Annotated in this window: 13 protein-coding genes and 2 pseudogenes; 10 read left to right on the plus strand and 5 right to left on the minus strand. The window is 72.5% G+C overall.

Translation table 11 applies throughout. The annotated features are described in order from the left end of the window. Positions 1 to 3: 3 nt before the first annotated feature. The gene (locus ACZ7FF_RS12895) at positions 4 to 1,482 is read right to left on the minus strand and encodes a glutamate-cysteine ligase family protein (protein ID WP_470811895.1); all 1,479 of its coding nucleotides are present in this window, start codon (positions 1,480 to 1,482) and stop codon (positions 4 to 6) included. 150 nt (positions 1,483 to 1,632) lie between these two features. Between ACZ7FF_RS12895 and ACZ7FF_RS12900 the strand changes: the two are divergent. Continuing rightward, positions 1,633 to 1,776, plus strand: a pseudogene (locus tag ACZ7FF_RS12900) (LacI family DNA-binding transcriptional regulator); the annotation flags it as partial. Here ACZ7FF_RS12900 and ACZ7FF_RS12905 read toward each other — a convergent pair. Both ACZ7FF_RS12905 and ACZ7FF_RS12910 read right to left on the minus strand, forming a co-directional pair. Beyond that, a pseudogene (locus tag ACZ7FF_RS12905) lies at positions 1,765 to 1,977 on the minus strand (sulfite exporter TauE/SafE family protein); the annotation flags it as partial. The pseudogenes ACZ7FF_RS12900 and ACZ7FF_RS12905 overlap by 12 nt on opposite strands. Before the next feature lie 96 nt (positions 1,978 to 2,073). Continuing rightward, positions 2,074 to 2,871: an SAM-dependent methyltransferase gene (locus tag ACZ7FF_RS12910; RefSeq protein ID WP_470811897.1), complete on the minus strand. Its 798-nt coding sequence runs from the start codon at positions 2,869 to 2,871 to the stop codon at positions 2,074 to 2,076. Between the two features lie 1,179 nt (positions 2,872 to 4,050). Between ACZ7FF_RS12910 and ACZ7FF_RS12915 the strand changes: the two genes are divergently transcribed. Beyond that, complete coding sequence (locus tag ACZ7FF_RS12915) at positions 4,051 to 4,911, plus strand: GAF and ANTAR domain-containing protein (RefSeq protein WP_470811899.1); 861 nt, start codon at positions 4,051 to 4,053, stop codon at positions 4,909 to 4,911. Positions 4,912 to 5,364: 453 nt separating this feature from the next. Here ACZ7FF_RS12915 and ACZ7FF_RS12920 read toward each other — a convergent pair whose 3' ends face one another. After that, on the minus strand, positions 5,365 to 6,033 hold the full coding sequence (locus tag ACZ7FF_RS12920) for a TetR/AcrR family transcriptional regulator (RefSeq protein WP_470811900.1): 669 nt from the start codon (positions 6,031 to 6,033) through the stop codon (positions 5,365 to 5,367). A gap of 69 nt (positions 6,034 to 6,102) precedes the next feature. On the opposite strand from ACZ7FF_RS12920, the gene ACZ7FF_RS12925 reads away from it, so the two are divergent. The 7 genes from ACZ7FF_RS12925 to ACZ7FF_RS12955 all read left to right on the plus strand — a co-directional run bounded on the left by ACZ7FF_RS12925 (position 6,103) and on the right by ACZ7FF_RS12955 (position 11,302). After that, positions 6,103 to 6,993 carry an SDR family NAD(P)-dependent oxidoreductase gene (locus ACZ7FF_RS12925; protein WP_470811901.1) on the plus strand — a complete coding sequence of 297 codons (891 nt, stop codon included), beginning with the start codon at positions 6,103 to 6,105 and terminating at the stop codon, positions 6,991 to 6,993. A 107-nt stretch (positions 6,994 to 7,100) separates the two neighbouring features. Next, the gene (locus tag ACZ7FF_RS12930) at positions 7,101 to 7,805 is read left to right on the plus strand and encodes an SDR family oxidoreductase (protein ID WP_470811903.1); all 705 of its coding nucleotides are present in this window, start codon (positions 7,101 to 7,103) and stop codon (positions 7,803 to 7,805) included. 287 nt (positions 7,806 to 8,092) lie between these two features. Continuing rightward, positions 8,093 to 8,923 (plus strand): tetratricopeptide repeat protein, encoded by an 831-nt coding sequence (locus ACZ7FF_RS12935; protein ID WP_470811905.1) that lies wholly within the window; start codon positions 8,093 to 8,095, stop codon positions 8,921 to 8,923. Positions 8,924 to 9,136: 213 nt separating this feature from the next. Beyond that, entirely contained in the window at positions 9,137 to 9,340 is a 204-nt protein-coding gene (locus tag ACZ7FF_RS12940) for a hypothetical protein (RefSeq protein WP_470811906.1), read from the plus strand. A 22-nt stretch (positions 9,341 to 9,362) separates the two neighbouring features. Continuing rightward, positions 9,363 to 10,037 (plus strand): helix-turn-helix transcriptional regulator, encoded by a 675-nt coding sequence (locus tag ACZ7FF_RS12945; protein ID WP_470811908.1) that lies wholly within the window; start codon positions 9,363 to 9,365, stop codon positions 10,035 to 10,037. Between the two features lie 41 nt (positions 10,038 to 10,078). After that, positions 10,079 to 11,047, plus strand: a complete 969-nt coding sequence (locus tag ACZ7FF_RS12950; RefSeq protein ID WP_470811910.1) for a threo-3-hydroxy-L-aspartate ammonia-lyase — start codon at positions 10,079 to 10,081, stop codon at positions 11,045 to 11,047. Positions 11,048 to 11,107: 60 nt separating this feature from the next. Next, a complete protein-coding gene (locus ACZ7FF_RS12955) occupies positions 11,108 to 11,302 on the plus strand; it encodes a hypothetical protein (protein WP_470811911.1) in 195 nt (64 codons plus the stop codon). 108 nt (positions 11,303 to 11,410) lie between these two features. Here the strand turns inward: ACZ7FF_RS12955 and ACZ7FF_RS12960 are convergent, their stop codons facing one another. Next, a complete protein-coding gene (locus ACZ7FF_RS12960) occupies positions 11,411 to 12,196 on the minus strand; it encodes an SDR family NAD(P)-dependent oxidoreductase (RefSeq protein WP_470811912.1) in 786 nt (261 codons plus the stop codon). Positions 12,197 to 12,358: 162 nt separating this feature from the next. Between ACZ7FF_RS12960 and ACZ7FF_RS12965 the strand changes: the two genes are divergently transcribed. Further along, on the plus strand, positions 12,359 to 12,994 hold the full coding sequence (locus ACZ7FF_RS12965; RefSeq protein ID WP_470811913.1) for a TetR/AcrR family transcriptional regulator: 636 nt from the start codon (positions 12,359 to 12,361) through the stop codon (positions 12,992 to 12,994). The last annotated feature ends 84 nt before the right edge of the window (positions 12,995 to 13,078 follow it).

The raw sequence follows: 13,078 nt of genomic DNA on the forward strand, positions 1-13,078 counted from the left end.
GGCTCAGTCGACCGGCCAGGTGTGCACCGGGGCGTTGAGGTGCATGTAGTCGATGTACACCTGCGTCATCCGCCGCAGCGCCTCGTGCCGGCCCGCCCGCGTGGTGTCGGCGATGTGGTGGAACATCTCCTTCTGCCACACCGCCCCGTTGCGACCCGCCACACAGCGCTGCTCGATGATCCCCAGCAGGGGCTCCCGCCACGCCTCGTCCATCCCGGAGAGTTCGAGACCGCGGTGGGCGAGCGGCAGCAGGCGGCGCAGCACCAGTTCCGGCACGGGCACCTCGCCCATCCCGGGCCAGTACAGCCGCGCCTCGATGCCGTGCCGGGCGGCGGTGTGCAGGTTCTCCTCGGCGGCCTTGAAGGACATCCGCGACCACACCGGCCGGTCCTCCTCGACCAGGGCGCGCGTCAGGCCGTAGTAGAAGGCGCCGTTGGCCAGGGTGTCGGCGACGGTCGGCCCCGCGGGCAGCACCCGGTTCTCCACCCGGATGTGCGGACGGTCGTTGGCGACGGCGTAGACGGGTCGGTTCCAGCGGTAGATCGTGCCGTTGTGCAGGGTGAGTTCACCGAGGTCGGGTATGTCACCGCGGTCCAGCGTCTCCGCGGGCTGCTGCTCGTCGCACAGCGGCAGGAGGGCCGGGAAGTACCGCAGGTTCTCCTCGAACAGGTCGAAGACGCTGTTGATCCACCGCTCCCCGAACCACACCCGGGGCCGTACGCCCTGCACCTTGATCTCCTGTGGACGGGTGTCCGTGGCCTGCTCGAACAGCGGGATCCGGGTCTCGTGCCACAGCTCCTTGTCGAACAGGAAGGGCGAGTTCGCCGCAAGGCCCACCTGGACACCGGCGATCGCCTGCGCGGCGTTCCAGTACCCCGCGAACTCCTCCGGGGAGACCTGAAGATGGAACTGCGTGCTGGTGCACGCGGCCTCCGGGGTGATGGTGTCCGCGTAGGTGCGCAGCCGGTCGTCGCCGTCCACCTCGATGTGCAGGTCCTCGCCCCGGGCCGCGAAGACCTGGTCGTTGAGCAGCCGGTAGCGGGGGTTCTCCGACAGCGAGTCCTCGCCGATGTCCTCCTGGCGCAGGGTGGGCAGGATGCCGACCATGATCAGCCGGGCGCCCACCGACCGCGCCCGCTCGTCGGCGTGGTTGAGCGCGGCACGGATCTCGGACTCCCAGGCGTCCGGACCGCCCGCGATCAGCCGCCGCGGCGGCACGTTGATCTCCAGGTTGAACCGGCCCAGCTCGGTGGACCAGGCCGGATCGGAGATGGCCTCCAGCACATCGTTGTTGCGCATCGCCGGCTCGGCGCCGTCGTCGACGAGATTCAGCTCTATCTCCAGGCCGACCTGCGGCCGCTCGGACTCGAACCGTGCCTCGCGCAGCATCTTGGCGAACGCGTCGAGACACTCCTGCATCTTGACCCGGTACCGGCGGCGGTCCTCGCGGGTGAAGACGAGCGCCGGGACGTCACGCCCCATCGGCCCTCCAGGGTTCCCCTCGTCGGGCAGCTCTCCACCTAGAGTCGCACCATCGCGCGAACCTCACCAAGCGGATGCCCCGGGCCCCGCCGTTCCCAAGGCACGAGGGGGGTGCTGGTCCGCCTCGGCGGAGGTTGGGAAGATGGGCGCATGACGATGTCCCGCGGCGCCCGCGGGCCCACCATCGCCGACGTCGCCGAGGCGGCGTCGGTGTCCCGGACCACGGTGTCCCACGCCCTCAACGGCATCGGCAAGGTCGACCCGCGCACCCGTGAACGCATCCGCGAGGTCGCCGACCAGGAAGCACACGGCGACCGTGGCGCGCAGCTCACCGGGTGGCCGGTGCTGGTAGACGAGGGCGAGGGGCGGGCCGCCCACCCCGGTCGCCGTCTCGGTCCGGCCGGTGACGACCCCCGCGCCCACGTACGCGCCGCGCCCGGGCACGAAGGACGGCACGGCCAGGCTCACCGCCGCCGCCAGCACCGTCGCCGCGCCGGGCTGGTGCCCGGAGCGCGGCGCGGCGAGAGTGCGTGCATGGCGTGGCGCGGCAGACGGGAATCGTCAGACAGGCCCTAGGAGCCGTGCGGTGCCTCAGGCGGTCCTGCGGGCCACGCCGCCGTAGAAGCCGATCTCGGCGGACCGGGGCGGCGGTGTGGCGTCCGGGCGCCAGAACGGCACCTGGGCCAGGCCGGGTTCGACCAGTTCGAAGCCGTCGAAGAACCGTTCCACCTCGGCGCGGGACCGCAGGTTGAGGCTCGCGGTGGCGTTGTTGTACACGGCCTGGGCCGCGCTGCGGTCGGCGAAGTCGCCCGTGGCGTGCGAGAGCACCAGGAAACTGCCCACGGGCAGCGCGTCCCGCAGGGCGGCGACGATCTGCTCGGGCCGCTCCGCGTCGGTGAGGAAGTGCAGGATGGCGACGAGGAGCAGGGCGACCGGCTGCTCGAAGTCGATGACCTTGCGGACGTCGGGGTGGTCGACGATGGACCTCGGGTCCCGCAGGTCGCCGAGCACGATGCTGGTCGTACCGGAACGGCTCAGCAGCGCGTTGCCGTGGGCGGCCACGATCGGGTCGTTGTCCACGTAGGCGACCCGCACGTCCGGCGCCGCCTGCTGGGCGACCTCGTGCACGTTCGGCGAGGTGGGCAGCCCCGCGCCGACGTCCAGGAGCTGGCGGACCCCGCTGTCGACGACGTACCGGACGGCCCGGTGCAGGAAGGCGCGGTTCGCCCGTACGCCGATCCGCGCCTCGGGCGCCGCGGCCGCGAGCCGGTCGCCCGCCTGCTGGTCCACCTCGTAGTTGTCCTTGCCGCCCAGCAGGTAGTCGTAGATCCGCGCGGGATGCGGCTTGCTGGTGTCGATGTGCACGGCCTGGAAGCCGTCCTGTGTCACGCTGGGCTCCTCTCGACGACCGTCACGGCCTCGGACCCGCAAACGGTTGGCCAAAGCTTCCCATATCAACTAAGGCCCCACTGCCGTCAGTTCCTGAAGCCGCCTCCGGCACCCGCCCCACCGGCGGAAACCGCCGCCGCACAGAGTTGGGCCGGGGCGCCGGTGGTCACTCCGGACCGCATGGACGAGGACAGGCCGCTCGCCCTGGTGACCGCGCCCCGGAGTGCCATCGGGCACGCACCGGCCAGGCAGTTCGCGGAGCACGGCTACGACGTGCCGAGCAACACCGAGGACGGCCGCCTGGAGCACGCCGCGCGGGAACTGCGCGAGACGGGTGCCCGGGTCCGGCCGTACGGGCCGACCTCCGGAAGGCGGCGGGCGTGGAACGGCTGGTGCCGCCACGACCGGTCCGGAGATCGACGTCGCCGTGCTCGACGCCGGAGTGGGGCAGTGCGATGCCTTGGCGGACACCGACTTGTTCGACGACCTGTCGGTGGTCGATCCGAACGTGACCGACTTCTTCAGGCGGGCGGACACGGGGGCACCAAGGTCGGCGCCGCGGACAAGGATGGCGCGGACGACGGCGCCCGGCAGGCCTTCGAGGTGGTTACGCACGACCGGCGCAAGCAGGTCACCGGCTCCCTGAAGACCAGGGTCCAGGGCCGGGCGAACAAGGTGCCGCCGGACGGTGCCAAGGCCGCCGCGCACCGGTCGACGGCCGACCCGGGCACGGCCGAGGACACGGACAAGGGCTGGGACTCCGCCCGGGCCGCCGCTTCACCCGGTCGGCCCGGCTCCGCTGGCCCGCGGGTGAACGGCGTCGGAGGGTCTGAACAGGATCTTCCACCACCACGCGCAGCGAAAGGCCCGGTATCGAGGCCGCAGCCCCCAGACCGGCCCGCCGCCGCACCGCCGACGTCCGGCGGCGGGCCGACCCGGCGGGGCGGGGAACGCAATCCACGCGCTCGGTCCGTTCCCCGTCCCGTCCGGCAACGGCACAGCCCCACAGGCGACTTGACCGCGCGGGCCGCCGGCCTGCGCCGCACGCGCGCACGGGCCGGTTCCGCTTCCGGGCCGACGCGCTAAAATCACCGGCAGTGCTTGGGACGTAGGCATCACACGGTCTGTGCATGTCACAGACGCAGCGAATCCTCTTGGTCAAGGGAAAGAGTCGACTCCGTGAGCCTGGAATCCGAAAGCCACGTGGCGCCCGTGCCGGAACCCTCCGCCGTGCAGGACCCGGACGAACTCCAGCTGCTGCGCCGGCACTACACCGAGCTGCGCAACCGCACCATCGCCCGTTCGGCCGTCGCGGCGGCGGAGGGCATCCTCAAGGAGCGGTACCGGCTGGCCGGCTTCCGGGAGGCCTTCGCGCTGCTGCGCACCGCCTCCCAGCAGCACAACATAAAGATCCACACCATCGCCGACGCACTGGTCCGCGTCCCCGGTCCGAACCCGGGCGCCCCCCTCTGGTTCCCCGGCCGGACCCGTCCCGGGCCGCCCGCGCTCACCGCACTGCGCTGGACGGACGGCGCCGACCCCACCTCGCAGGGCGCCGTCCTGGACGCCGCTCTGCACCGGGTGCTGGACATCACCGGAACCGACATGGGCAATGTGCAGCTCGCCGAGAACCAGCTCCTTCGGATGGCCAGGCACACCGGGCTGAACCGCCAGTTCACCGATCACTTCACCTTCGTCGACCATTCCGGTACCGCCTGTTCCGAGGCGGCCCGCACCACGGAACAGATCACCGTCGCCGACGTGGCCACCGCTCCCGTCTTCGACGAGGAGTCCCGCCGGGTGATCCTCCACGCCGGCAGCCGCAGCTGCCACAGTGTGCCGGTGCTGAGCGAGGAGAAGATCCTGCTGGGCGTGATGTCCTCCCACCACGTGCGCCCGATGACCGGCCTCACCCGGGTCCAGCTCGACGCGCTGCAGTCCTGCGCCGCCGCCACGGGCCGCTGGCTGTCCTGGTACCGCCGCACGAGGGTCCTCGACGCCCTCGAACACCTCCACGCGACCGCCCGCCGCTCGCGCTGAACGCGGCGTCAGCCTCGGACTCGCCGCCTTTTCCGGCGCCGGCTCACGCCGAGGCCGCCGGGTCGGTGCCGGGGGATCGCCTGTGGGGTCGCCGGCGCAGACGCCCGGGCCACGGGGGAGTTAGAAGGCGCGCCGGGCCCTGCGGACGTGAGCCCGGCCACCCACGTCGACATCGGGGAGCCGGACGGTACGGCGCTGGCCCCGGCCTGGTCTCGCGGTCGTGAGCCCGGCCACCTGGGGTGGCGCCCGGGAGCCGGACCGTGCGGCGGTCGCCGCGCCGGGCCCTGCGGTCGTGAGCCCGGCCACCCACGTCGACATCGGGGAGCCGGATGGTACGGCGCTGGCCCCGGCCTGGTCTCGCGGTCGTGAGCCCGGCCACCTCGGGTGGCGCGGGTAGCCGAGGGCGCCCAGGGACAGACGGGCGTCCCCCCGACAAGAACGCGGCGAGTCCCCTCAGGTCGTGGCCGTGGACCGCACGCCAAGACCCGTGAGGAAGGCGGCGAGGACGCGGGTGAGCCGGGGTTCCACCTCGACCACGGCATGGGCGAGCCGGGGGTCGCTCGTGTACAGCTCGCGCAGGAGCGGGCCGGGCGTGGCCATCTGCCACAGGGCCCCCGCCATGCCGGTCGCCGTCGCGATGGTGTCGACGGTCTGCGACTCGGTCAGGCCCAGCAGCCGGTGCAGCTCCGCACCCATCAGCTGGATCTCGTGGAGCGTCGTCAGCTTGAAGGAGCGGACCGCGTCGATCGACACGTTCCGTTCGAGGTTCAGGGGCGCCTGGGCGAGCAGGTCGCAGAACACGGGCCGCGCCGCCAGCGTGCCGGCGACGGCGGCGGCGACCTCGGCGGGGGTGGCCCGCTCCCTGCCTCCCAGATCGTCGCGCAGGTCGGCGGACCACTGCCGCCAGCCCTCCGCGGTCAGCTCCAGGAAGATCTGCTCCCTCGTCTCGAAGTAGCGCAGCAGCGCCGACTTGTGCATGCCCACCTGCGCGGCGATGTCGGTGAGGGTCACGTCCCGCACGCCGTCCCGGCGGGCGAGCGCCCGCGCCGCGTCCAGGATGGCTTGCTCTCGCGCCTGTTTGGCCTCGGCACTGCGCGCACGTTGAAAGGCGGGCTCACTCATGCAGGTCATCATAGGAAGCCGTAAGAGAACGCCGTTGCATTATTAAGAGAACGGTGTTTCACTAATGACATGACTCGACAGGATTCACAGGTCTGGTTCATCACCGGTTCTTCACGCGGCCTCGGTCGCGCCCTGGTCGCCGCCGCTCTTGAGGCGGGTGATCGCGTCGTGGCCACCGCCCGCCGCCCCGAGGTGCTGGCGGAGGCGTTCGGCGAGCACGGCGACCGCATCCTCCCGCTCGCCCTCGACGTCACCGACGTGGATGCGGCGCGCGAGGCCGTGGAGGCGGCCGTCGCGCACTTCGGGCGCATCGACGTGATCGTGAACAACGCGGGCTACGCGAACGTGTCGCCCGTCGAGACGGCGGAAGACAAGGACTTCCGCGCCCAGTTCGAGACCAACTTCTGGGGCGTCTACAACGTCACGAAGGCCGCGCTGCCCGTCCTGCGCGGGCAAGGAGGGGGCACCGTGGTGCAGTTCTCCTCGGTCGGCGGCCGGGTCGGCGGATCGCCCGGCATCGCCTCGTACCAGGCGGCGAAGTTCGCGGTCGACGGCTTCAGCCGCGTCCTGGCCGCGGAGACCGCGCCGTTCGGCGTCCGTGTCATGGTCGTCGAGCCGAGCGGCTTCGCCACCGACTGGGCCGGTGCGTCCATGACGGTCCACGACATTCCCGAGGCCTACGACGAGACCGTGGGCGCGATGAACCGGCGCGTGCGCCAGAGCGCGGCGGGCGCGGCGGGGGACCCCGATCGCGCGGCCGAGATCATCGTGCGGACCGTCCACCGCGACGAGATCCCGGGCCACCTCCTGCTGGGCGTGAATGCCGTGAACATGGCGCTCGACCACTCCCGGCGCCAGTTGGCTGAGGCGACCGCCTGGGAGAAGGTGAGCCGCTCGGCCGACTTCGGCGAGCCCTTTCCCGTAGAACTCCCCGCCGAGGGCGACGGCGCCCGGGTCTGAGCCGGAGTGCGGGGCCCGCGGGCACAGCGTCGCGAGCGCCCTTGCGATGTGAAACCGATCGGTTTACCTTGATGGAAACCGATCGGTTTTCACGTGTGGAGGCGGGCATGACTTCGATCAAGGACTCCGTGGTTCTGGTCACCGGCGGTAGCCGCGGCCTGGGCAAGGCTCTGGTGGAGGGCCTGTACGGGCGCGGCGCCGCCAAGGTGTACGCCACGGCCCGCGACCCGCGCACGGTGACGCATCCCGACGCCGTGCCCCTCGCCCTGGAGGTCACCGACCCCGGCTCGGTCGAGGCCGCGGCCGCGCAGGCGCGGGACGTCACCGTTCTGATCAACAACGCAGGTGTCTCGCTCGGCGCGACCTCGTTCCTCGACGCGCCGGTCGAGGACGTGCGCCGGGAGTTCGAGACCAACTTCTACGGGCCGCTGCTGGTCACCCGGGCCTTCGTGCCGGTCATCGAGCACAACGGCGGCGGGCACCTCCTCAACGTGCACTCCGTGCTCTCGTGGATCGGGCTCGCCGGGTCCTACAGCGCCACCAAGGCGGCCCTGTGGCAGCAGACCAACTCCCTGCGCCTGGAGCTCGCTCCCCGGGGCATCGCGGTCACCGGGCTGCACGTCGGCTACATCGACACGGACATGACCACGCACGTCGACGCACCCAAGTCCGCCCCCGGCGACGTGGCCGCCCTGGCGCTCGACGGCATCGAGTCCGGAGCGTACGAGGTCCTCGCCGACGACATCTCCCGGAGCGTCAAGGCGGGACTCTCCGCCGACCTGGCCGAGCTCTACCCGCAACTGGCCGGCTAGGGCCTGTCTGACCATTCCCGTCTGCCGCGCGACGCCATGCACGCACTCTCTCCGCGTCAGACCCGAGTACGTCCGGTACGAGGGCCTGGGGCCGGCACGCCGAGAGCGCGCACCTGACGCCGCGCGGCCGCCCTTCGGGCGACGACGCGCATGGTCAGACAGGCCCTCGTGCCCGGTCGGCCGCCGCCCGTCATGGCGTGCCCCGCTGCGCGTCACGGCGGCAGCGCGGTCGGCGCCGGGCGTTCACCCTTCTCGAAGAAGTGCCGCCCCGTCCGTATGCTCCGCGCATGAAAATCTTCCGGTCACGCGGCCGAAAAGACGTTGCGCAGACGGCGAGATCCCCCCTGGCCAAGGCCATGGAGCTGTACAAGGCGGGGCGCTACGCGGAGGCGGAGGCCGAGGCCCGCTCCCTGGCGGAGGCGCCGATCCGGCTGGGCGACGGCCGGTTCGCGCTGCTCGCGTCGAGCATGGCGGCCGTCGCGACGAGCGCCCAGGGCCGTCACGCCGAGGCCCTCGTCGCATACGACGCCCTGCTACCGGACTTCGGCAGGACCTTCGGCGCGGAACACCTGCAGACGCTCAAACTGCGCTCGGACCGCGCCCAGACGCTCTCCGCCCTCGACCGGCACGCCGAGTGCGAGGCGGAGTGCGCGGCCGTCGCCCGGATCGCCGGCCGGGGCACCGAGCCCCAGATGCCGGTCATAGAGGCGGCCGCCCGCAACGGGCAGATATTCGCCCTCAACGCGCTGGGCCGTCAGCCGGAGGCCGAGGCGCTGGCCCGCGCGGCACTCGCCGCCCGTCCCGCGTCGGACCGGATCGCCCTGGTCCTGCGGCTCGGACTGGCCCGCAGCCTCAACGGCCAGGCCCGTCACGAGGAAGCCCTCGCCGAGGCGGAACGCGCAGAGGAACTGTGCCACGGCATGTCGCAGGAGTGGCGCAGCCCGGAGACGGGAGCCGTCGAACTGGTGGTGGCCACCGCCCTGTCGGGGCTGGGCCGCGCCACCGAGGCCCGCGCCCGCGCCGAGGCCGCGCACGAGGCCTGCTCGGCCGCCTTCGGGCCGGACCATCACCGCACGGTCGAAGCCCGGGCGCTCCTCGACCGGATCGACGCCGTCTGACCCGGCCGCCGGCACTCGGCGCCGGCAGCAACGGCGAGCCTCACCTGCCTCGCCGGCCCCGAGTGTCGGCGTATCGGCGGGGTGCGGTCGACCGCCTGTGGGTCCGGACCGCGCTCGTGTCGCAGGACTTCGCGTGCCGGCCACTGCGCACGCGGGAGAACGTCACCCTCGGCCATCCTCCGAGGTACGACGACAGCCCGGCCCGGGAGGGCTGTGGCGGCCAAAGGCGTGCGGGAGGCGGTCGAGCGGCTTCCGCGACGGCTCGACGAGGGCCACTACGACGAACTCGCTTATCCCGGTGGCCTGTTCGCCGGGCTCGTCGCCCTCGGCGAGGACCGCCGCACCCCGCTCCCCTCCCGGGCCCTGACACCGCACGGCACTTGGGCACCCCTGGACAGCGGCGCACCGCCCCCTTAGTCTCATCGTCCAGAATTAGAAAATGAAGCCAAGAAGGGCGGGGCGGGTGGCGGACTCGGTCGCGGACGAGCACCTGATCCGGGAGGCGGAGAAGATCGCCGTCGCCCTCGGCCGGATGTTCCCGGGCCTGTGCGAGGTGGTGCTGCACGACCTGCGCGATCCCCGGCACGCGATCCGGGCGATCGAGAACAACCTGTCGGGCCGTCAGGTGGGCGAACCGGCAACCGAGTTGGGGCTCGTGCGCATCGCGGACCCCGCGTACCCCGGCGTCGTCCAGAACTACCCCAACAGGTTCCCCGACGGCCGACCCGCGAAGAGCACGTCCATCGGCATCAAGAACGCCGCGGGGGAGTACGTCGCGGCGCTCTGCCTGAACCTCGACATCTCCGTCCTGTCGCCCGTGACGCTCGCCCTGACGAACCTCGTGGCCACGGACACCGAGCACCGCCCCGGGGCCCTGGAGACCCTGCGGGACCGCAGCGCACGCGAGTTGCGCCAGGCGGTGGAGACGCTGTGCGCCCAGCGCGCCGCGACCCCGCGCACGCTCGGTCGGGAGGACAAGAGGACGCTCGTACGACAGCTGTACCGGGACGGCTACTTCGACTCGCGCGACGCGGCGCAGACCATCGCGGACCTCCTCGGTGTGTCCCGGGCGACTGTCTACAACTACGCGAAACCACCGTCCACGCCTGCGTGAGGCGAGGACGCGAACCCGAAGGACGAAAAGAGGATTCAGCCATGGCCGCCGCCCTGCCCGTGACCTTCGACGACGTCCGTGCGGCCGCCGCACGCCTCGAAGGCGTCGCCCACCGCACCCCCGTCCTCACCTCGCGCACCCTGAACGCCCTCGTCGGCGCCGAGGTGTTCATCAAGTGCGAGAACTTCCAGCGCATCGGCGCCTTCAAGATCCGCGGCGCCTACAACGCCGCAGCCCAGCTCGCACCGGACCGCCTCGCCAAGGGCATCGCCGCCTACTCCTCCGGCAACCACGCCCAGGCCACCGCCCTCGCCGCCCGCGAACTGGGCACCAGCGCCGTCGTCCTCATGCCCGAGGACGCCCCCCTCGCCAAGCGGGAGGCCACCGCGGGCTACGGCGCCGAGATCGTCACCTACGACCGCTACACCCAGGACCGCGCCGCGCTCTGCCAGGCGCTCGCGGAGGACCGGGGCCTGGCCCTCATTCCGCCCTACGACCACCCGCACGTCATCGCCGGCCAGGGCACCGCCGCCCTCGAACTCCTCGAGGAGACCGGCCCGCTCGACGCCCTCGTGGTGCCCGTCGGGGGCGGCGGCCTCATCGCCGGCAGCGCCGTCACCGCCAAGGCGCTGCACCACGGCATCCGGGTCATCGGCGTCGAACCCGAGGCGAGCGACGACACGAAGCGCTCACTGGAGAGCGGCACACGCGTCACCCTGCCCGTGCCCCACACCATCGCCGACGGCCAGGCCCTGCCCACCCCCGGCGAGATCACCTTCGCCGTCAACCGGCGCCTGGTGGACGGCATCGCCCTCGTCAGCGACGCGGAGATCATCACCGCCATGCGCTTCGCCTTCGAGCGCCTGAAGATCGTCCTCGAACCGAGCGGCGCCACGGGCCTGGCCGCGCTCCTGGCCGGGCACGTCGACGACCTCCCGCCCCGCATCGGCGTCATCGCCTCCGGCGGCAACATCGACACATCGAGGTTCACCGAACTGCTGAGCGCCTGAGCGGCGAAGAGCCGCCGGGCATGCGCCTGTTGGGGGCGAGGCCCCTCGTACGGTCGGGCCGTGATCACCGCATTCGGCGACGCGTTCCTGGTGACGGCCGACCGGCACGCCGCCTGGGGCGCGACCCAACTCCAGGCCCTGACCGCGTTCCTGCCCGAGGAGCGGTGGGCGCCGTGGGTGCCTGCCCCGGCGCCGTCGTGTTGGTCACCCATGACGAGGGTGCGCTGGACGCCCCGCGTCCGGATCGCGTCCTGATCCTGCCGGACCCGGACCCGGACCCGGACGAGGGTGCGGGCGAGGGCCTGTGGGGCGAGGGCCGCCGTGAACTGGGCGCCCGCGCCTGCGCCGATGCCGGGCCCGCCCTCAGAAGTGTGTACCGCCGTCGATGCGGATCTCCGTGCCGGTGATGAACCTGCCGTCCTCGGAGCCCAGCATCGCGACGACGGACGCCACGGTCTCGGGTCCCGCGAAGCCCCGGCCGAGCGCCGGTGCGAGCTTGGCGAACAGGCTCAGGTCGGCGTCCTCGGGCAGTCCCGGGCCCGCGCTCTGCCCGCTGGCGCCGCTGCCGTCGGTCATGCCGGAGGAGATGGAGCCGGGCTGCACGGCGGTGAAGCGAACGCCCCGCCCGGCGTACTCGGCGGCCAGGGCGTGCGTCATCGACTGGATGCCGCCCTTGCTCGCCGCGTAGGCCGCCATGTACGGGTGCGCGAACGCGGCCGACGTGGAACTGAAGTTGACGACCGCCGCGTCCCGGCCCGTCAGCAGGGCCGGGAGGGCCTCGCGGATGACGAGGAACGTGCCGACGAGGTTGACCTGCAGGATCCGGGTGAACTCCGCGAGGCTCGTCTCGTGCGTGTGCGAGGAACGCAGGATCCCGGCCGCGTTGACCAGCACGTCCAGGCCGCCCAGCGCGGCGGTGGCGGCGGCGACGCCTTCGCGCACGGAGGTCTCGTCGGCGATGTCCACGACGAGCGTCGTGAGCCGGTCCGCGTGGGCGCCGGCCTTCTGCGCGGTGTCCTCCAGGCCCCGTTCGCTCACGTCCGCGGCCACCACCGTGCCGCCCTCCGCGAGGATGCGCAGCACGGTGGCCTGGCCGATGCCCGAGCCGCCTCCGGTGATCAGTACCCGGCGGCCGTCGTAGCGGTTCATGTCTTCTCCTGCCCGGCCCCGCCCGATGTCCCGCGGGGCCCCTGTGACGCCGGTTCTCCTGCCGACGGCGTCCTCGATGCGCTTCACGTTACGCCTAAGTGACACGTTTTGTCATCGGGGCACGACGTGCCACCAGTGGGTCGCCGGCCGTACCCTTCTGGGGTGAGCACCAAGCCACCGTCCTCCCTGAACGAGCGCCGCAAGGCCGCCACCCAGCTCGAGATCGCGCACGCGGCGGCCGATCTCTTCGCCGCGCAGGGGCCGCACGCGACGACGGCCGAGGAGATCTCCCTGCGGGCCGGCGTGGCGCTGCGGACCTTCTACCGCTACTTCCGCTCGAAGCAGGACGCGGTGAGCCCGCTGCTCGCCGACGGCGCCGACCGGTGGCGGGCGCTGCTGGAGGCGGTGGAGCCGGGGACCGAACTGCCCCGGGCGCTGGAGGTAGCGGTGGAGCAGTCGCTGGCGGCACCGGACGAGGACGCCGCGCGCGCCCTGCTGAGGACGCGCGGGCTGCTGCGCGCGGCCGCCGACGACCCCGCGCTGCGCGCGGTCTGGTACCGCGTCAACCAGGAGTCGGAGGAACGCCTCGTCCCGGTCGTCGCGCGGCTCGCGGACGGCCGCCTGGAGGAGGTGCAGGTCCGTCTCGTCGCCGCGGCGGCCACGGACGCGATCCGCATCGCCCTGGAGACCTGGGCCGGTACGGAGGCGGACGTCCGGGGAGAGGGCTCCCCGGCCGCGCTCGCGATCCACTGCCTGCGCCAACTCCTCGGCGGGATGGAGGCGTCGGCGCGCGGCTAGAGCCGCGCCGACGCGGCGACCGGCCGGGCCCGGCGGCTCGGCCCGGCCGATTGTCAGTGCCCCCGCCTACGGTGTGATCAGTGA

The sequence above is a fragment of the Streptomyces sp. NPDC037126 genome, assembly GCF_055605965.1.

Bases quoted from the DNA above. Each gene is read 5' to 3' on its own strand.
- ACZ7FF_RS12895 (WP_470811895.1), bottom strand. From the start codon at position 1,482: ATGGGGCGTGACGTCCCGGCGCTCGTCTTCACCCGCGAGGACCGCCGC.
- ACZ7FF_RS12945 (WP_470811908.1), top strand. From the start codon at position 9,363: ATGAAGCCAAGAAGGGCGGGGCGGGTGGCGGACTCGGTCGCGGACGAG.
- ACZ7FF_RS12920 (WP_470811900.1), bottom strand. From the start codon at position 6,033: ATGAGTGAGCCCGCCTTTCAACGTGCGCGCAGTGCCGAGGCCAAACAG.
- ACZ7FF_RS12960 (WP_470811912.1), bottom strand. From the start codon at position 12,196: ATGAACCGCTACGACGGCCGCCGGGTACTGATCACCGGAGGCGGCTCG.
- ACZ7FF_RS12930 (WP_470811903.1), top strand. From the start codon at position 7,101: ATGACTTCGATCAAGGACTCCGTGGTTCTGGTCACCGGCGGTAGCCGC.
- ACZ7FF_RS12925 (WP_470811901.1), top strand. From the start codon at position 6,103: ATGACTCGACAGGATTCACAGGTCTGGTTCATCACCGGTTCTTCACGC.
- ACZ7FF_RS12935 (WP_470811905.1), top strand. From the start codon at position 8,093: ATGAAAATCTTCCGGTCACGCGGCCGAAAAGACGTTGCGCAGACGGCG.
- ACZ7FF_RS12950 (WP_470811910.1), top strand. From the start codon at position 10,079: ATGGCCGCCGCCCTGCCCGTGACCTTCGACGACGTCCGTGCGGCCGCC.